The organism is Flavobacterium sp. (genome assembly GCF_039916025.1).
Classification (GTDB): domain Bacteria; phylum Bacteroidota; class Bacteroidia; order Flavobacteriales; family Flavobacteriaceae; genus Flavobacterium.
The window spans coordinates 1-16,541 of record NZ_JBDSMB010000154.1 but is presented as its reverse complement, the minus strand read 5'-3'; the positions used below and the strand labels follow the sequence as shown (position 1 = coordinate 16,541).

The 16,541-nt window shown below is 35.5% G+C and carries 22 protein-coding genes; 14 read left to right on the top strand and 8 right to left on the bottom strand.

Annotated features, from left to right (window positions below):
• The first annotated feature begins 77 nt into the window (after positions 1–77).
• A complete protein-coding gene (locus tag ABIQ27_RS11985; RefSeq protein ID WP_348034136.1) occupies positions 78–1,142 on the top strand; it encodes a DUF3810 domain-containing protein in 1,065 nt (354 codons plus the stop codon).
• Between the two features lie 28 nt (positions 1,143–1,170).
• Here ABIQ27_RS11985 and ABIQ27_RS11980 read toward each other — a convergent pair whose 3' ends face one another.
• The 7 genes from ABIQ27_RS11980 to ABIQ27_RS11950 form a co-directional block, all read right to left on the bottom strand.
• Entirely contained in the window at positions 1,171–1,713 is a 543-nt protein-coding gene (locus ABIQ27_RS11980) for a Smr/MutS family protein (RefSeq protein WP_348034135.1), read from the bottom strand.
• Positions 1,703–1,891, bottom strand: a complete 189-nt coding sequence (locus tag ABIQ27_RS11975; RefSeq protein ID WP_348034134.1) for a hypothetical protein — start codon at positions 1,889–1,891, stop codon at positions 1,703–1,705. Before ABIQ27_RS11975 ends, ABIQ27_RS11980 begins: the two co-directional genes overlap by 11 nt.
• 115 nt (positions 1,892–2,006) lie before the next feature.
• Positions 2,007–2,477 carry a DUF5362 family protein gene (locus ABIQ27_RS11970; RefSeq protein ID WP_348034133.1) on the bottom strand — a complete coding sequence of 157 codons (471 nt, stop codon included), beginning with the start codon at positions 2,475–2,477 and terminating at the stop codon, positions 2,007–2,009.
• Between the two features lie 41 nt (positions 2,478–2,518).
• Entirely contained in the window at positions 2,519–3,763 is a 1,245-nt protein-coding gene (gene rocD, locus ABIQ27_RS11965) for an ornithine--oxo-acid transaminase (RefSeq protein ID WP_348034132.1), read from the bottom strand.
• A 223-nt stretch (positions 3,764–3,986) separates the two neighbouring features.
• Entirely contained in the window at positions 3,987–4,694 is a 708-nt protein-coding gene (locus ABIQ27_RS11960; protein ID WP_348034131.1) for a DUF1003 domain-containing protein, read from the bottom strand.
• Positions 4,695–4,790: 96 nt separating this feature from the next.
• Positions 4,791–5,201 carry an OsmC family protein gene (locus ABIQ27_RS11955; protein WP_348034130.1) on the bottom strand — a complete coding sequence of 137 codons (411 nt, stop codon included), beginning with the start codon at positions 5,199–5,201 and terminating at the stop codon, positions 4,791–4,793.
• Positions 5,202–5,358: 157 nt separating this feature from the next.
• Positions 5,359–5,904, bottom strand: a complete 546-nt coding sequence (locus ABIQ27_RS11950; RefSeq protein WP_348034129.1) for a DUF1697 domain-containing protein — start codon at positions 5,902–5,904, stop codon at positions 5,359–5,361.
• Positions 5,905–6,192: 288 nt separating this feature from the next.
• On the opposite strand from ABIQ27_RS11950, the gene rlmD reads away from it, so the two are divergent.
• The 8 genes from rlmD to ABIQ27_RS11910 all read left to right on the top strand — a co-directional run bounded on the left by rlmD (position 6,193) and on the right by ABIQ27_RS11910 (position 12,212).
• Complete coding sequence (gene rlmD, locus ABIQ27_RS11945; protein WP_348034128.1) at positions 6,193–7,608, top strand: 23S rRNA (uracil(1939)-C(5))-methyltransferase RlmD; 1,416 nt, start codon at positions 6,193–6,195, stop codon at positions 7,606–7,608.
• Positions 7,609–7,640: 32 nt separating this feature from the next.
• Positions 7,641–8,174, top strand: coding sequence for a DUF6452 family protein (locus tag ABIQ27_RS11940; protein ID WP_348034127.1), 534 nt, complete (start codon positions 7,641–7,643; stop codon positions 8,172–8,174).
• A complete protein-coding gene (locus tag ABIQ27_RS11935) occupies positions 8,146–8,928 on the top strand; it encodes a DUF6048 family protein (RefSeq protein WP_348034126.1) in 783 nt (260 codons plus the stop codon). Before ABIQ27_RS11940 ends, ABIQ27_RS11935 begins: the two co-directional genes overlap by 29 nt.
• Positions 8,929–9,019: 91 nt before the next feature.
• Positions 9,020–9,253: a hypothetical protein gene (locus ABIQ27_RS11930; RefSeq protein ID WP_348034125.1), complete on the top strand. Its 234-nt coding sequence runs from the start codon at positions 9,020–9,022 to the stop codon at positions 9,251–9,253.
• 60 nt (positions 9,254–9,313) lie between these two features.
• Positions 9,314–10,057, top strand: coding sequence for an NYN domain-containing protein (locus tag ABIQ27_RS11925; protein WP_348034124.1), 744 nt, complete (start codon positions 9,314–9,316; stop codon positions 10,055–10,057).
• A gap of 108 nt (positions 10,058–10,165) precedes the next feature.
• The gene (locus ABIQ27_RS11920; protein WP_348034123.1) at positions 10,166–11,683 is read left to right on the top strand and encodes a thioredoxin-like domain-containing protein; all 1,518 of its coding nucleotides are present in this window, start codon (positions 10,166–10,168) and stop codon (positions 11,681–11,683) included.
• Positions 11,684–11,695: 12 nt separating this feature from the next.
• The gene (locus ABIQ27_RS11915) at positions 11,696–12,043 is read left to right on the top strand and encodes a hypothetical protein (protein ID WP_348034122.1); all 348 of its coding nucleotides are present in this window, start codon (positions 11,696–11,698) and stop codon (positions 12,041–12,043) included.
• Positions 12,036–12,212, top strand: a complete 177-nt coding sequence (locus ABIQ27_RS11910) for a GNAT family protein (RefSeq protein ID WP_348034121.1) — start codon at positions 12,036–12,038, stop codon at positions 12,210–12,212. Before ABIQ27_RS11915 ends, ABIQ27_RS11910 begins: the two co-directional genes overlap by 8 nt.
• An 8-nt stretch (positions 12,213–12,220) precedes the next feature.
• Here ABIQ27_RS11910 and ABIQ27_RS11905 read toward each other — a convergent pair whose 3' ends face one another.
• Positions 12,221–13,387 carry a THUMP domain-containing protein gene (locus ABIQ27_RS11905; RefSeq protein WP_348034120.1) on the bottom strand — a complete coding sequence of 389 codons (1,167 nt, stop codon included), beginning with the start codon at positions 13,385–13,387 and terminating at the stop codon, positions 12,221–12,223.
• Positions 13,388–13,487: 100 nt separating this feature from the next.
• Between ABIQ27_RS11905 and ABIQ27_RS11900 the strand changes: the two genes are divergently transcribed.
• The 5 genes from ABIQ27_RS11900 to ABIQ27_RS11880 form a co-directional block, all read left to right on the top strand.
• Positions 13,488–14,252, top strand: a complete 765-nt coding sequence (locus ABIQ27_RS11900) for a methyltransferase domain-containing protein (protein ID WP_348034119.1) — start codon at positions 13,488–13,490, stop codon at positions 14,250–14,252.
• 78 nt (positions 14,253–14,330) lie between these two features.
• The gene (locus tag ABIQ27_RS11895; protein WP_348034118.1) at positions 14,331–14,999 is read left to right on the top strand and encodes a ZIP family metal transporter; all 669 of its coding nucleotides are present in this window, start codon (positions 14,331–14,333) and stop codon (positions 14,997–14,999) included.
• 10 nt (positions 15,000–15,009) lie between these two features.
• Entirely contained in the window at positions 15,010–15,501 is a 492-nt protein-coding gene (locus ABIQ27_RS11890; protein WP_348034117.1) for a hypothetical protein, read from the top strand.
• 41 nt (positions 15,502–15,542) lie between these two features.
• A complete protein-coding gene (gene murQ / locus ABIQ27_RS11885; RefSeq protein ID WP_348034116.1) occupies positions 15,543–16,355 on the top strand; it encodes an N-acetylmuramic acid 6-phosphate etherase in 813 nt (270 codons plus the stop codon).
• Positions 16,356–16,360: 5 nt separating this feature from the next.
• Positions 16,361–16,541 (top strand): hypothetical protein (locus ABIQ27_RS11880; protein ID WP_348034115.1); only part of this gene is annotated, 181 nt, incomplete at its 3' end.

Sequence of the window (16,541 nt, the reverse complement as noted above, 5' to 3'; positions counted from 1 at the left end):
TCAAAGTCCCAAAGTTACAAAGTAAAATTGCTTTATAAATAGAGATTGTGATTATATTTACATTTTAAATCCGCAACGTGAAACGCAAGTATATACTTCCTCTTTTTCTGTTATTCCAAATCATTTTCCTGAAGGTTTTGGCATTCTTCCCCGAAGTTGTTGAACGTTTTTACAGCAATGGAATGTATGTTTTTACGTCAAAAGTCGAGCGGTTTATTTTAGGTTCTATTCCGTTTTCTGTTGGTGATATTGGTTATGCAATCCTGATTATTTATTTGCTGATTTCAATCTGGAAAGCCAGAAAAACATGGCGTAATCAATGGAAAGACAATCTTTTGAAAGTGTTAAGTGGCCTTTCTATTTTCTATTTCGTATTCCATCTGCTTTGGGCATTTAATTATTATCGTGTGCCGTTGTTTGAAAAAATGAATATCAAAAGAGAATATTCCAATGAAGATTTATATGCGTTTACCGAAAAGCTGATTGCCAAAACCAACGAAGTGCAATTCGCGATTACGCACAACAAAAATCAGAAAGTAAGCAATCCGTATTCGCAGGATAGCATTTTTAAAATCACACAAAATGGTTATAATAATCTGGCCGCAGCATATCCTTTTTTCAAGTACGAAATTCCGAGCCGGAAGAAGTCGCTATTCAGTTTGCCATTGACTTATATGGGTTTTGGCGGTTATTTGAATCCGTTTACCAATGAATCACAAGTGAATTATAAAGTGCCAATGTATGGTTTCCCGAATGTAATTTGCCACGAAATGGCGCATCAAATCGGTTTTGCCAGCGAAAGCGAATGCAACTTTATTGGTTTTATGGCCTGTATTAAAAACGATGATTTGTATTTTAAGTATGCTGCTTATAGTGTGGCGCTGCGTTATTGTTTGGAAAACGTAATTATGAAAGATGAAGAAAGATTCAACGCGTTGCTTCCAACAGTCAACAAAGGAATTCTGAAGAACTATAAAGAAAGTGAGCTTTTTTGGGAACAATACGACACCTTTATTGACAAAGGGTTTCACGCATTTTATGACCAATTCTTAAAGGCAAACCAGCAAAAAGATGGCTTGGAAAGCTATAGCAAGTTTGTGGATTTACTAATCAATTATTACAAGGAAAAAGAAATTAAATAACAACTAATTACTCTTCACTAGTCACTAATTACTTTGCATTCTGCTTAAAGTAAACTTCCGTTGCACCTTGTCCATACTTTTGATAATTAGCATCTTGGAAAACAATATTGTCATATCGGCCTAACAGGAAATCAAGATCAGATTTCAGCACACCTTCTCCAACGCCGTGTATAAAAACTATCTTCGGAATTCGGTTGCGGATTGCGAATTCGACATGACGTTTGGCGGTTTCCATTTGTAAAGTCAGGATGTCGTAGTTGTTCATGCCTTTATAATTTTTGACCAACTTCTCAATGTGCAAATCAAACTCTGGTGGCGGAATCTCTTTTTTGGGTTTCTTTTCTTTGTTGATATAGTTTGGTTTTGGAATTTCTTTTTCGCTAATTACCTGGCTTTTGTTAAAACTAAAATTCATCGCATTGCCGCTGCCAATCTTAATTAATTCGCTGGCTTTGTATGTCAGATTGAAACCATCAGTAGTTTCAATAGTCACTTCAGAACCATTGATTTCAACAACAATTCCATCAATAGCATCATCTAAAACCGAAACCTTATCCCCTTTATTCAACATTGTCTTCTTCTTTTTCTTCCTGATTCTTACTTGGTGTTTTGGCGCTTAATTTCATGACGCCATACATAAATATTACTATAGCAATACATAATATATAAACGTTGGGTTTCTCTTTTGATTGCTCATACAGGCCAACAATAATCGCGGCAAGCATAAAAGGTATTACTAGTTTTTTCATTTATGCTGAATTTACTTGTTCTGAATTCATTTCAGAAGTTTAGTATCTTTTTTTACATTCCAAAAATAAAAAAAACCAGCCAAATTAGCTGGTTTTAAATACTTATATTTTAATATTAATGCATTCCCCCGCCTGATGCACTAGCTGCGAATACAATTAATGCAATAACAATAATTAAAATGTATAATGAGATAACAACAATAGCTGTAATTCCTAAAAATTTATGATGTGATTTTAAATTAACTAAAGCATCTGAAAGAACATCACTATTGCTTGATTCTAAAGCTCTTTTTGTGCCCGTTGCATATTTGTACAAATAATAAATTGGGAAGAAATACAAGGCAGCAATTACGATATATATAATTCCGAAGTATGCTTTAACTGCTCCTAAAGGACCCATTGCGTCACCGCCAAAAGCAGGATTATTGCCAATTGCCGACATGGCAACCGACATAAATAAGCCAGCGATAATCATAAAAGCGATTCCGATAAATCCAAGAATTGATAAAAACATACACCATTTGGCGCTTTCTCTTAAAGCACCTACTGCTTGTTCGTTTAATACTAAATTGTTTTGGTTTTCCATAAATAAAAAGGTTTTGGTTGGTTTATAAAAAGGGTTGATATTTACTTTTCAAATTGCTTTAATGTCTTGATGATGATAGCAACGCAATCTAATAATTGCTCTTCATTCATCACTAAAGGCGGCGCAAAACGGATGATATTTCCGTGAGTTGGTTTTGCCAATAATCCATTATCGCGTAACGCCATACAGATATTCCATGCGGTTTCGCTTTCTTCGGTATCGTTGATTACAACTGCATTCAACAGACCTTTTCCGCGAACTAAAGTCGCTATGTTTGATGTTTCAATGTATTTGGCCAATTCAGCACGGAAGATTATTCCTAATCTTTCTGCATTTTCAGAAAGCTTTTCGTCTTTTACAACATCCAAAGCAGCCATAGCTACAGCAGCAGCAATCGGATTTCCACCAAAAGTAGAACCGTGTTGGCCAGGTTTGATTACGTTCATAATTGCGTCATTTGCCAAAACTGCCGAAACAGGATACGCTCCACCAGAAATTGCCTTACCCAAAATCAAAATATCAGGTTGAACGTTTTCGTGGTTTACTGCCAATAATTTTCCTGTACGGGCAATTCCGGTTTGGACTTCGTCAGCAATGAATAACACATTATTTGCTTCACATAATGCTTTGGCTTTCGCCAGATAACCTTCGCTTGGCACATAAACTCCGGCTTCACCCTGGATTGGTTCAACAAGAAATCCTGCAATATTTTTAGAAGATGTAATTGCTTTTTCTAAAGCATTGATATCATCGTAAGCGATTTTAATAAAACCTGCTGTATATGGACCAAAGTTTTTACGGGCATTTTCATCATTAGAAAACGAAATGATAGTCGTTGTTCTACCGTGGAAGTTACCGTCACAGACAATAATCTGTGCTTCGTTTTCGTTGATTCCTTTCACTTCGTAAGCCCATTTTCTACAAAGTTTTAAAGCAGTTTCCACAGCTTCGGCACCAGTATTCATTGGCAATACTTTATCAAAACCAAAATATTTAGTAATGTATTCTTCGTAAACTCCTAATTTATCATTGTAAAAAGCTCTGGATGTAAGCGTCAAAGTTTGCGCTTGTTCCATCATGGCACCAACAATTTTTGGATGACAATGTCCTTGATTTACGGCAGAATATGCTGAAAGGAAATCGTAATATTTTTTACCTTCTACATCCCAAACATAAACACCTTCACCTCTATTTAAAACTACCGGTAACGGATGATAATTGTGCGCACCATACTTGTTTTCTAAAGCAATAGCTTCAGCAGAACTCATTTTTTCTAAAACTGACATAATTTTTCTTTTTTAATCCGAATTCATTCCGGATTTTTATAAAATATCAATTCCTTCTTTTGGAGAGAAATCATCCATTGACAAAAGTAAAATTTAATTACGAATTACGAATTATAAATTACGAATTGTTAACTCAACTTAAAGCGCCACTAATTAATAATCCCAACACATTCAATCTTACTACTTATTATTCTATTCGTAATTCGTAATTTCAAATTCGTAATTATTTTTTATTCTCAAGTCTATTCAAAATGTCATTCATCATTTCAATCTGAACTTTCTGTATTTCTATCAATTCCTGTTGCTGATGCATGATTAAATGATCTAGTTTGTCATCTAACATTCTGATTTCCAGTTCTGATTTTAGGTTTATCATATAATCTTTTTTGGCGCGTTCTCTGTCTTTTTCTTCCTGACGGTTTTGGCTCATCATGATTATCGGCGCCTGTAACGATGCCAAACAAGACAAAATCAAATTCAGCAATATAAACGGATACGGATCAAATCCTTTGTTCAGCAAGAGCCAAACATTAGCTCCAATCCAAACCATAATGACTACAAAAAACCAAATGATGAATGTCCAACTGCCACCAAAGTCAGCCACGTTATCGGCTAATCTTTGCCCAAAAGTCCGGTTATCCGGTTCGTCTTCTACTTTGTTAACCAGTGATTTGTCTTCTGCTAAGGCTCTGATTACATTTTTATGCAAAACACTCAACTCGCCAACTTCTGATTTTAGGAACTTTGAAATATATTTTTCTCTGTAGATATTCAATTCGCCGACAGTTATCTCTTTTGACATATCCAAATCGGGATGATCTTCTTTTATTAAATTAAGGATTGGACCACGGATGCTTTGACAGGAAATTTTATCGTGTTCAGGAGCTTCTAAACCTGAAATGGTGCTTTTGAACGTTGCTTTGGAACTCATACTGGAATTTATTTAGCGCTAATTTACATTTTAAAACCATTAAAAAGCCTCATTCCAAAAAAAGAAATGAGGCTCAGAATTTATAATTGCAATTACTTACAACAAGGTTGCTGATGAAGTAATATCGGTATTTAATAATTTTGAAATCGGACAGTTTTTTTCTGCTTTGGTTACTAATTCCTGAAAAGTTTCATTTGATATTCCGGCAACCTTGCCTTCGACAGTTAAATGTGAACCAACGATAGTTCCGTTTTGAAAATCGATTTCACATTTGGTTTGAATGCTTTCAATTACAAATCCGGCTTCGGTTATAAAAGCGGAAAGCTGCATTGTAAAGCAACCTGAATGCGCTGCCGCAACAAGTTCTTCCGGATTCGTCCCAACGCCTTCTTCAAAACGCGAACCGAATGAATATTGGGTGTTATTTAATACTGTACTTTGTGTAGTAAGCGCTCCTTTTCCTTCTTTCAGAGAGCCTTTCCAGACTGCGGTTGCATTTCTTTTCATGATAGTTTGTTGTTTAAAATTTGTGTAAATTTAGTAATAGAATCTGAAGCTAAAGTTACGGAATTATTGTTATTTATTATACTTGCATTTGTCATTCCCACGAAGGCGGAATCCATAATGTGGAGGTGGTTTCCCGCCTTCGCGGGAAAGACAAATACTATTTTTCCTTGTACATCTCTAGTAGTTTATTCACCGTGTTCCAGTTACGAGTTGTAGAAACCACATTCATGCTTTTTTCAATCCATTTATTATCGAGTCTCGTTTTGGCGGGAGAAATATCATATTTCAGATAAATACGTTTACCATCCAATTGAATTTCGTCGGGTTTTATAAAGTTAAGATTGAGTTGGGTAATCATATTATCGGGCAACATCGAAGAAATAAACGAAACATACAGTTTTTTCAAATCAACGCCTTCATCATTCAGAAATCCGTTTCGGTCTAAACAAGCCTGCAAATCTTCTCTGCCAATCACAATTACCGGAACATCGTGTCCAAATTCTTTAAAGATTTCCTGTTTAATCAGAAAACCGACTTTAGTCGGACTTTCTTCCTCAGTATCGACAAATACATTTCCCGATTGGATATAAGTCACCACATTTTGAAAACCAATAGCTTCGAGTGCTTTTTTCAAAGCTACCATATTAATCATTTTATGTCCTGAGACATTGATACCGCGAAGAAGGGCTAAGTGGGTTTGCATGGTTATTAGTTTCCGTTCCTCAAATATACCAAATCCTTACAACAACTTTTAAAATTATTTTTTCTGCATTTCTCCCATCTTCATCCACCCTTTCTTCGGACGTTCTTCGGAGTTTTGGCATTAACTCTGAAGCGACTCCGAAGCAATACCGAACAAAGACCGAACAAAACCCCTAAAAAAACAGACCAACCGGACATAACCGGACATCTTCGGACATTGTGAAAAATATGGCATTCCTAATTTGTAATTCGTAATTCCTAATTCCTAATTTATAATTACTTTTGCGCCATGGGAAGAAAACAAACCAACAAAGTCATCTTTGAAAACATAACTGTTTTGGATGCTGGTGCCAAAGGCGTATCAGTAGCTAAAGCACCCGAAGGGCAGGTCATCTTTATACCAAACGTCGTTCCCGGCGATGTGGTGGATGTGCAAACCTTGAAGAAAAGAAAATCCTATTTTGAAGGCAAAGCCATCAAGTTCCACTCCTATTCTGAAAACCGAATTGAACCTGTTTGCCAGCACTTTGGTGCCTGTGGCGGTTGCAAATGGCAGAATATGAAATACGAGCAACAGTTGTTTTACAAGAATCAGGAAGTATATAATAATCTGAAACGCATTGGTAAAATTGAGTTGCCGGACTTTGAACCAATATTGGGTTCGGAGAAACAATTCTTCTACAGAAACAAAATGGAGTTTGGGTTTTCGGATACGCGTTGGTTAAACGAAACTGAAATCAAATCTGAAGACCAATCACTAAGCAAAAAGCCTGCTCTTGGTTTTCATATTCCGAGAATGTGGGATAAGATTCTGGATATTGAGAAATGTCACTTACAGGAAGATCCATCAAATGCGATTCGTAATGCAATAAAGGAATTTGCTGTTGAAAACGATATGCCATTCTTTAATGCACGTAATCACGAAGGTTTATTACGTACGCTAATGATCAGAACAGCATCAACCGGAGAAATCATGGTGCTGATTCAGTTCTTTCAGGAAGATAAGAAGCAACGTGAGTTGTTGATGGATTTTATCGACGCAACGTTTCCGCAAATTACTTCTCTACAATACGTAATCAACGGCAAAGCCAACGATACGCTATACGATCAGGACATAAAATTATACAAAGGAAGAGATTATATTCTGGAAGAAATGGAGGGTTTGAAGTTTAGCATCAATGCCAAATCGTTTTACCAAACCAACTCAGACCAAGCGTATGAATTATATAAAATCACAAGAGAATTTGCAGGTTTGACAGGCAATGAAGTCGTTTACGATTTATACACCGGAACCGGAACCATTGCACAATTTGTTTCCAAAAAAGCAAAGAAAGTAATTGGTGTTGAAGCGGTTCCTGAAGCGATTATTGATGCAAAGGAAAATGCCAAACGCAACGACATTACCAATTGTGAGTTTTATGTTGGTGATATGAAAAATGTATTCAATGATGATTTCATTGCACAGCACGGTCAGCCGGATGTTATCATTACGGATCCGCCACGCGATGGAATGCACAAAGATGTTGTTGAACAATTGCTGAAAATTGGTGCTGATAAGATTGTGTATGTCAGTTGTAATTCGGCAACACAAGCCAGAGATTTAGCGTTGATGGATGAAATGTACAAAGTAACGCGTGTGCGTCCTGTAGACATGTTTCCGCAAACGCATCATGTGGAAAATGTTGTACTTTTGGAGAAGAGATAGAATTATTCTAAATTTTGAATTATAAATTTTAAATGAAAAAAGTACTTATTTTATTATTGATTGCCTTCACTTTTTCAGGTTGTGAAAAGGACGATATCTGCATAGACGAAACTACTCCACGATTAATATTGGAGTTTTATGATATTGCTAACCCGGCGAATTTAAGGAATGTTATAAACTTAAAGGTTCAGGGTCAAGGAGCCGATGATTTTATAGTTTTTAATACGGCACTATTGGAAACTGATCCCGCCAGGTATCTTTTTAATGGAAATAAAATTGAATTGCCACTCAATATTACACAAGATACTACCAAATATACTTTGATACTAAACAGCACAAGTTCGACTGGTACAAATACAGACTTTCTGCAATTTAATTACAGCCGTCAAAACGTTTTTGTTTCCAGAGCATGTGGTTACAAAACCATTTTTGAACTTAATCCAACTCCAAATGGTGTTATCAAAACGGATGCTGTCCCAGCGGACACTTTTTGGATACAAGACATCAATATACAAACTACTAACATTGAAACCGAAAATGAAACACATATCAAAATTTACTTTTAGTATTGCTTTGGTATTGCTTTCATTTTTAGGCAATGCACAAGAAAAAACCACTGCCAAGAAAGACAGCGTTACTGTAAAAAAAGACAGCATTCCACCAAAAATGGAGCGTTATGGTTTGCGTTTGGGTGTAGATTTATTCAAACTAACGCGTTCGTTTTATGAAACAGATTATCGCGGATTGGAACTTGTTGGAGATTATCGTGTGACGCGCAGGCATTATTTGGCCGCCGAAATCGGTAATGAAGACAAAACTGTTGATGACGACCAAGTCAATTTCACTACAAAAGGAACTTACCTAAAAGTGGGATTTGATTACAATTCTTTTCAGAATTGGGGAAATATGGAAAATATTATTTCTGTTGGTTTGCGCTATGGTGCAAGTAGTTTTAGCCAAACCTTAAATAGCTATCAGGTCTATAATCCTAATCTTTATTTTGGAGAATCACCTGTAATCATCTCAGGTGAAGAATTCAATGGTTTATCAGCACAATGGATAGAAGTTGTTGCAGGTATGAAAGCCGAAGTATTTAACAATGTCTTCGTAGGTTTCAGCTTTAACGTGAAACGACTGATGTCTCAAAAGCTTCCTAATAACTTTGACAATCTCTATATTCCAGGCTTTAACAGAACGTATAATGGCGACTTTGGTGTCGGATTCAATTATACTGTTTCTTACTTCATTCCTTTCTATAAAGCAACAGTAAAAGCTAAAGAGAAAGCTAAGAAAAAAGAACCTAAGAAGAAGAAAAAGTAGTTTATTTGTGGATGTGGTTATTTGGTAATTTGATTCTTATTTTTGCAAATCATCAAATAACCAAATTAACTCAATTCCTAATTAAAACACCATGTCAAAAAAAGTAAAATCTTTCCTTTATAATCTTGTTTGTTTCGCAATACTATTCATTTTGTTTCGTTTCTTGATAATGGAATATACGGAACTAAAAGGTTTATTTATTCCAATAACAGCGTTTGTAGTTGGAACACTTACAGCACCTAAATTCCAGGCCGTGCAAACTCCGGATGGTGAAAAGGTATTCATGCGCTGGTTGTTTTTAAAAGGCGTTCGTGAAGTAGGATAACCAATAATCTTCATAAGTTGCTTAAAAAGTATATCTTTATTTCCAGAAAATAAACCAACAATGGACAACACAAAGTTTAATATAGCCGTTTTAATCGATGGCGATAATGCCCAACCCAAATTAATAAAAGAAATTCTGGAAGAAGTTTCCAAGTATGGAAAAGCTACTATCAGAAGAATTTATGGCGATTGGACAAAATCACAAATGAATGGCTGGAAAGATATCATCAATCAATATTCCATAAGCCCTATTCAAAAATTTGCTTATACAACAGGTAAAAACTCTACCGATAGCTCGCTTATTATTGAAGCTATGGATATTTTGCATAGCAAAAATACAGAAGGTTTCTGCATCGTTTCGAGTGACAGCGATTATACCGGCCTAGCCAAAAGGATTAGAGAAGAAGGACTTTTCGTTATGGGAATCGGGCAAAAGAAAACACCAAGTGCGTTTGTCCAGTCTTGTGAAATCTTTACGTTCACCGAAAACCTTATCATTGAACCTGAAACTAAACCAATTGCTAAAAAGAAAACGAGTACAAAGGAAATAGCTGCAAAAGAAACAGATACTACTTCCAAAATAAACCTTTCTATCATTAACAAAGCTTTTGACATCTCTGCTAATGAAGACGATGAAGCTTATATTTCAAACATCGGAACCAATCTGCGTAAAATATCACCAAGTTTTGATCCAAGAAGTTATGGCTTTAGGAATCTGACCAAGCTTTTCGAAAGCCTTGATAGATATCAGGTAGTAAAAAACATAGTCAACGGATTGAATCATCCTTTAGTCAAATTAAGATAACCGAATCAATTTTAAGTAAACTTTAAAAATTCAATGTTCCATTTCTTTACAAAATGCATTATTTTTGACCATCTAAATTCATTTTAAAGAAAAAACATAAGTTTGTTTATGAAGAAATTGCTACTTGCCACTGTCTTTTGTTTCTCTTCGTTATTTGCCGTTGCCCAATCGGGTTATGAGATTACCATCAACCTAAAAAACAGTACTGATTCCATCGCCTATCTGACCTTTTACCAATTTGATAAAACGTTAATCAAGGATACCTGCACCTCTATCAAAAACGGAAAGATTGTTTTTAAAGGAAAAGGAAAACTGGACAAAGGAATCTACTCTTTGGTAAGCCAGGGAAAAGCTATCTACTTTGATTTCTTTATTGATGACAATACCCAAAAGCTTGAACTCAAAACCGAAGCAAGTCAGAATATTGGTAAAGAATTGACAGCATTGAATTCGCCACTGGAAAATGAATTCTTTGGTTATGTTCAATATATTAATCAGCAAAACAAAGATTTTCAGGCCTATAAGCAAACTACAAAATTAGAAACCAAAAAAGATACCCTGGCATTAAACAAGAAAGCAAAAGACCTCGAAAAAAACATCAACGATTTTGAAGAGAAGTTTATTGTCGACCACAAAGGAACTTATATTGCTGATGTGATGAATCTGAAAGTAGAAAAACTACTCAAAGACATTCCAAAAGCGTCTAACGGAAGACCAGACAGCCTTCAGGTATACAAATATTACAAAAAACACTATTGGGACAATGTTGATTTCAAAGACGATGGCATTGTTAGAAATCCTTTTTTAAATAATAAAATGAAAAGGTATTTCGAATCGGTTGTCGTAACGCATCCCGATTCTGTTGCTGTGGAAATTGACAGAATCATGAGCAAAACCAAGCAAGGAAGCCTGACATACAAACTTTTATTGGCTCATTTCACGTACACTTATGAAACCTCCAAAATGATGGGATTTGACAAAGTGTTTGTGCACATGTCTGACAATTATTTTAAAACAGGAAAAGCCGATGGTATTTATGACGATAATGAAGTTGTTCAAAAAATTATAAAACGTGCCGATAAATTAAAACCACTATTGGTTGGAGCTACTGCTATGGATTTGTTTATGACACAGGCTGAAGACTTTCCGAAGTTGAAAGCCATGGGATTTGAAGACGCCAAAAACAGTGAAGAAATGACCAACGTTTACTATAAAAATGCCAATGAAGTTGCCAAACTCTTTGTCAAATTAAGCGATGTCAAAGCGGATTATACTGTATTGATTTTTTGGGATGTTGATTGCAGCCATTGCCAAAAGGAAGTTCCAATATTACTTGAACAGTATAATGATCTGTTAAAAGAAAAGAAAGATGTAAAAGTGTATAGCGTTTATATGCAGCACGAAGGCGACAAGTATCTGAAATATATCGCCGAACACAAATTACCATGGATTAACGTTTACGACGGAGCACATTATAACAATGCTGTTGAGAAATATGATGTTTATTCTACTCCTGTGATTTATGTTTTGGATAAAAATAAGGTTATCAAAGCCAAACGTATCGATGCGAATCAATTGAAAATGATTGTTAATGCGATTGATTACGATGCCAAAAAAGGAAAATAGCACATTCAGCAAATGAAATTAGAAACAAAACGGATTTCACTAATTGCACTTACTAAAATTCAACTGGAAAACTATTTAATTGCGGAGAATGTTCTTGAAAAAGAACTTGGCTTAACTATAATTCCTATTCCCAGAACAATCAATGAAAGGGTGAAAAATGCTATCACTACAAAATTATTACCTGCCATTGAAGAAACGCCAAAAGACTATTTATTCTACACTTTTTGGACAATAATAGACAAAGAGCAAAACTGCATGGTTGGCGATTTATGCTTCAAAGGGCCACCAAATGAAGAAGGCGAAATTGAAATTGGTTACGGAACTTATAACTGCTTTTCAAAACAAAGGCTATATGATTGAAGCTGTGAACACTATCTCACAATGGGCTTTTGAACAGGAAAATGTAAAATCGATTATAGCTCAAACTGATCCGTCAAACATTGCTTCACAGAAAATATTGGAAAACAATAATTTTTTGAATTTAGGCCTTGGCGACGAATATCTAAATTGGAAATTGAGCAAAAAGTAATTTGAAAATTATTCTTCTTCTAAGTTCATATACTTCCCTTTCTTGCTGCCTTCGTACATTTCGTATTTCACCAAACGCGCTTCCAGGCTTCCGTTGAAAAGCTTGATTTTACGTGATGGCCGAAGTCCAACAAATTTCAAAGCTTCCAGATTTGCCGTAATAAACCAGGCATTGGTATTCGGATAATTATTCTTCAACGTATCACCAATTTCTCTATAGAAACGCTCCATTTCAATATCCAAACGTTCTCCGTATGGCGGATTGAAAACGATATGCAGTGGTCCGGAGTTTTCTTTTTTAGTGTCAAAAAAACTCATCTGATTTATGGTGATATATTCATCAAGATTTGCATTCTGAACGTTGTCTTTTGCTTTCTGAACGGCACTTGGTGCTTTGTCATAACCTGTAATGGTATAATGGAATTCACGCGTTTTCTTCATCAACGCATCAATAATCTGATCAAACAAATCGTTGTCCCAATCATTCCATTTTTCGAAAGCAAATTCTTTTCTGTTGATGTTAGCCGGAATATTACATGCAATCATAGCGGCTTCAGCTAATAAAGTTCCCGAGCCACACATTGGATCTAAGAAATCTGAACTTCCATCCCAACCCGAAAGCAACAACATTCCTGCTGCTAAAACTTCGTTTATCGGAGCAATATTCGTTGCTGTTCTGTAACCACGATGATGCAACGAAGCACCGGAAGTATCAAGCGCTACCGAAACCTGGTCTCTGTCGATATGAATATTAATTCTTAAATCCGGGAAATCTTTGTCAACACTTGGGCGTTGTCCTGTCTTCTCACGGAACTGGTCAACAATCGCATCTTTTGCTTTTTGAGAAACAAACTGTGAATGTTTGAAATTATCCGAGTGAATCGTAGTGTCAATCACAAAAGTCTGATTGTCGCCGATATATTTAGACCAATCAATTCCCTGAATGCCTTTGTATAAATTCTGGTCATTAGTCGCTTTGAAATAATAAATCGGTTTTAACACCTTTAAGGCTGTACGCAAAGACAAATTGGCTTTGTACATAAATCCTTTGTCACCTTTAAAACTCACAGCACGTGTGCCAATTTCGACATCCTGCGCGCCTAATTGCTGTAATTCTTTCGCTAATATTTCTTCAAAACCAAAAAAGGTTTTGGCAATCATTTTAAAATTCTCCATTTTCAATATCAATTTCAATAGCAATATCAATATTCAATTGCCATAACTTCGGCAAAAATACATTAAATTTGCACGTTCAGAATTCATTTGAAAAGAATAAATGTCTACACCAATAAATCGCAAATCCCAAATCGTAAATCCCAAATCAGAAAATTGGTATTCCTCCTGGTTTGACACGCCTTATTATCACATACTTTACAAAGACAGAAATTACCGTGAAGCACAGCTATTCATGGATAATCTCACGCATTATTTAAACCTGCCTGAAAAAGCAAAAGTGCTTGACCTCGCTTGTGGCAAAGGACGACACGCAATTTATCTCAACCAATTAGGTTTTGATGTTGTTGGTGCCGATTTATCTGAGAACAGTATAGCTGAAGCCAATAAAAATACCAATGACACTTTGCATTTTGTCGTGCATGATAAACGTGAACCTTATGATGAAAAGTTTGATGCTATTTTCAATCTGTTTACCAGCTTTGGTTATTTTGATAACAGAGAAGATGATATAAAAACTTTGGTGGCTATCAAAGAAAGCCTTTCTGAATATGGGTTTGCTGTTATTGATTTTATGAATTCACAAGTGGTGATAGATAATTTAATTCCGGAAGAAAGCAAAGAAGTTGATGGTATTACGTTTCATATCAAACGCTTTGTAATCGATGGTTTTATCATTAAAGAAATTGATTTTGAAGATAAAGGCGAAGTTTTTCATTTCACCGAAAAAGTCAGAGCCTACACTTTGGAAGATTTTCAGAACATGATGGACGAAACCGGAATTTATTTATTGGATACTTTTGGAGATTACAAGCTTAAAAAATTTCATAAAAACACCAGCGAACGTTTAATAATGATTTTTAAATAAAGTGGATTTGGTGATTTGTGGATTCGGTTATTTGTCAGCAGATTCCGAATAACCAAATAACCGTATAACCAAATAAACATGAACTATTTATTACCTTTACTTTCAGTACTTATCGGTTATTTAATTGCCTTGTTGCTTAAACCACAGGCAAAGCAAAATCTAAAACTTTTATTAGCATTTAGTGGTTCATTTTTATTGTCGTTGACCGTTATGCATTTGCTGCCAGATGTGTATGAAAGTGATAACAAAAACGTTGGGATTTTTATCATGTGTGGAATCTTATTCCAAATCATTTTGGAGTTTTTCTCCAAAGGTGCCGAACACGGTCACGTTCACGGTCATGACAAACTAACACAAATGCCTTGGTTATTGTTTATCAGTTTGTGTATTCATGCTTTTCTGGAAGGATTTCCTGTTGGGCATCATCACGATTTGGCATTCGGAATTGCGATTCACCACTTACCTATCGCAATTATCTTAACGACATTCTTTATTCATGCTGAACTGAATAAAACCGCTTTGTTTTTCTTTATGCTAACGTTTGCATTAATGACACCTTTAGGAACATTGGTTTCCGATAGCTTTCCGATACTTAACGAATATTATACGCAAATAACTGCCGTTGTCATTGGAATCCTTTTCCATATTTCATCCACAATTATCTTTGAAAGCAGCGAAGGACACAAATTCAATATTGCTAAAGTCACGATGATTATTTTAGGGATTTTGTTGGCGAGTTTTTTGTAGATTTACGTTTATGAAAACACTTAGATTCCTTTTATTACTAACAATTATATGTTTTTTAAATTCTTGTAAAAAAGAAGAAGAAAAAGTTTTAGTAAATAAAAATTCTAAGTTTATCAAAGAGTGGGAATCCAGAAAGTCATTCATACCTCATAAAGATTATTTAAAAATTAAACCCGATCATACTTTTGAACTTTATGGAGGAGCATGTACTGTAAGCTACAATTCAAACGGAAAATGGGAGATTAGAAATGATACATTAATCCTAAACAGTTTTTCATCAAGAGATTGTCAGGTTCTGATGGAATTTGGGAATACTATTGAAAAACCGCTACAGAGCTACATAAGAAAAACAACATTGAAAGACTGTAATCCTGGAGAAAGTGATGGTATATATTTCAACTTTGTTAATGAAAAATTCTATCTAAAGAACGACACATTAGAATATGTGACTACTGTCAAATATCCTTATAATTATAGAATTGCGTACTTTAAGAAACAATAAAACTTTGTAACTTAGCAACTCAGAACCTTAGCCACTCAAAAATGTCCTTCACCAAAACAACCGAACAATCCTCGCACTACGAACATTTAGAAAAAATGTCGGTTGCCGATTTGTTAGTCAATATCAATAAAGAAGATAAAACTGTTCCGCTTGCTGTGGAAAAAGCATTGCCACAAATCGAAACATTGGTTACCAAAACTGTGGAGAAAATGAAACTCGGCGGAAGGCTTTTCTATATAGGTGCCGGAACATCTGGAAGATTAGGAATTGTTGATGCTTCTGAATGTCCGCCAACATTTGGTGTTCCGTTTGATTTGGTCAACGGGATTATTGCAGGTGGCGACAAAGCCATTCGTCGTGCTGTTGAAAATGCCGAAGATGACAAACTTCAGGCGTGGATAGATTTGCAGGAACACGGGATAATGGAAAACGATGTGGTTATTGGCATAGCCGCATCAGGAACTACGCCGTATGTTATTGGCGGCTTGGAAAAATGCAATTCAAAAAATATTATAACAGGCTGCATCACATGCAACGAAGGAAGTCCAATTGCTTTGACAGCAAAGTTTCCTATCGTTGTTGTTGTTGGTCCAGAATTCGTAACCGGAAGTTCACGCATGAAAGCCGGAACAGCGCAAAAATTAGTACTGAATATGATTTCAACCACAACGATGATTCAGCTTGGGAAAGTCAAAGGAAACAAAATGGTCGATATGCAATTGAGCAATGATAAGCTTGTGAATCGTGGTGTGAAAATGATAATGGGTGAAATTCCAGTTGACTATGAAAAAGCTTCTCAATTATTAAAAGAATTTGGCAGCGTTAGGAAAGCCGTTGATAATTATAATAAATAACAACCATGAAAAATATACTTCTTGCATTCACATTATTAATTGGATTCAGTGCGTTTGCACAAAAACCAACATTAGGAGATACTTCGCCTAAACCAATCAAGTTAGAAAACGGAAGAATCTATCAGAACGATGTCCAAATCCCAAGTTATCAGGTTAAAAACATACTGGCTTCAAACCTTCATTCGC

Excerpts from the sequence above, each read along its gene's own strand:
- ABIQ27_RS11930 (WP_348034125.1), top strand. The coding sequence starts at position 9,020 with ATGTCAAAAAAAGTAAAATCTTTCCTTTATAATCTTGTTTGTTTCGCA.
- ABIQ27_RS11960 (WP_348034131.1), bottom strand. The coding sequence starts at position 4,694 with ATGAGTTCCAAAGCAACGTTCAAAAGCACCATTTCAGGTTTAGAAGCT.
- ABIQ27_RS11970 (WP_348034133.1), bottom strand. The coding sequence starts at position 2,477 with ATGGAAAACCAAAACAATTTAGTATTAAACGAACAAGCAGTAGGTGCT.
- murQ (WP_348034116.1), top strand. The coding sequence starts at position 15,543 with ATGTCCTTCACCAAAACAACCGAACAATCCTCGCACTACGAACATTTA.
- ABIQ27_RS11920 (WP_348034123.1), top strand. The coding sequence starts at position 10,166 with ATGAAGAAATTGCTACTTGCCACTGTCTTTTGTTTCTCTTCGTTATTT.
- ABIQ27_RS11890 (WP_348034117.1), top strand. The coding sequence starts at position 15,010 with ATGAAAACACTTAGATTCCTTTTATTACTAACAATTATATGTTTTTTA.
- ABIQ27_RS11940 (WP_348034127.1), top strand. The coding sequence starts at position 7,641 with ATGAAAAAAGTACTTATTTTATTATTGATTGCCTTCACTTTTTCAGGT.
- ABIQ27_RS11905 (WP_348034120.1), bottom strand. The coding sequence starts at position 13,387 with ATGGAGAATTTTAAAATGATTGCCAAAACCTTTTTTGGTTTTGAAGAA.
- ABIQ27_RS11915 (WP_348034122.1), top strand. The coding sequence starts at position 11,696 with ATGAAATTAGAAACAAAACGGATTTCACTAATTGCACTTACTAAAATT.
- ABIQ27_RS11980 (WP_348034135.1), bottom strand. The coding sequence starts at position 1,713 with ATGTTGAATAAAGGGGATAAGGTTTCGGTTTTAGATGATGCTATTGAT.
- ABIQ27_RS11950 (WP_348034129.1), bottom strand. The coding sequence starts at position 5,904 with ATGCAAACCCACTTAGCCCTTCTTCGCGGTATCAATGTCTCAGGACAT.
- rocD (WP_348034132.1), bottom strand. The coding sequence starts at position 3,763 with ATGTCAGTTTTAGAAAAAATGAGTTCTGCTGAAGCTATTGCTTTAGAA.
- rlmD (WP_348034128.1), top strand. The coding sequence starts at position 6,193 with ATGGGAAGAAAACAAACCAACAAAGTCATCTTTGAAAACATAACTGTT.
- ABIQ27_RS11955 (WP_348034130.1), bottom strand. The coding sequence starts at position 5,201 with ATGAAAAGAAATGCAACCGCAGTCTGGAAAGGCTCTCTGAAAGAAGGA.
- ABIQ27_RS11900 (WP_348034119.1), top strand. The coding sequence starts at position 13,488 with ATGTCTACACCAATAAATCGCAAATCCCAAATCGTAAATCCCAAATCA.
- ABIQ27_RS11910 (WP_348034121.1), top strand. The coding sequence starts at position 12,036 with ATGATTGAAGCTGTGAACACTATCTCACAATGGGCTTTTGAACAGGAA.
- ABIQ27_RS11935 (WP_348034126.1), top strand. The coding sequence starts at position 8,146 with ATGAAACACATATCAAAATTTACTTTTAGTATTGCTTTGGTATTGCTT.
- ABIQ27_RS11895 (WP_348034118.1), top strand. The coding sequence starts at position 14,331 with ATGAACTATTTATTACCTTTACTTTCAGTACTTATCGGTTATTTAATT.
- ABIQ27_RS11925 (WP_348034124.1), top strand. The coding sequence starts at position 9,314 with ATGGACAACACAAAGTTTAATATAGCCGTTTTAATCGATGGCGATAAT.
- ABIQ27_RS11975 (WP_348034134.1), bottom strand. The coding sequence starts at position 1,891 with ATGAAAAAACTAGTAATACCTTTTATGCTTGCCGCGATTATTGTTGGC.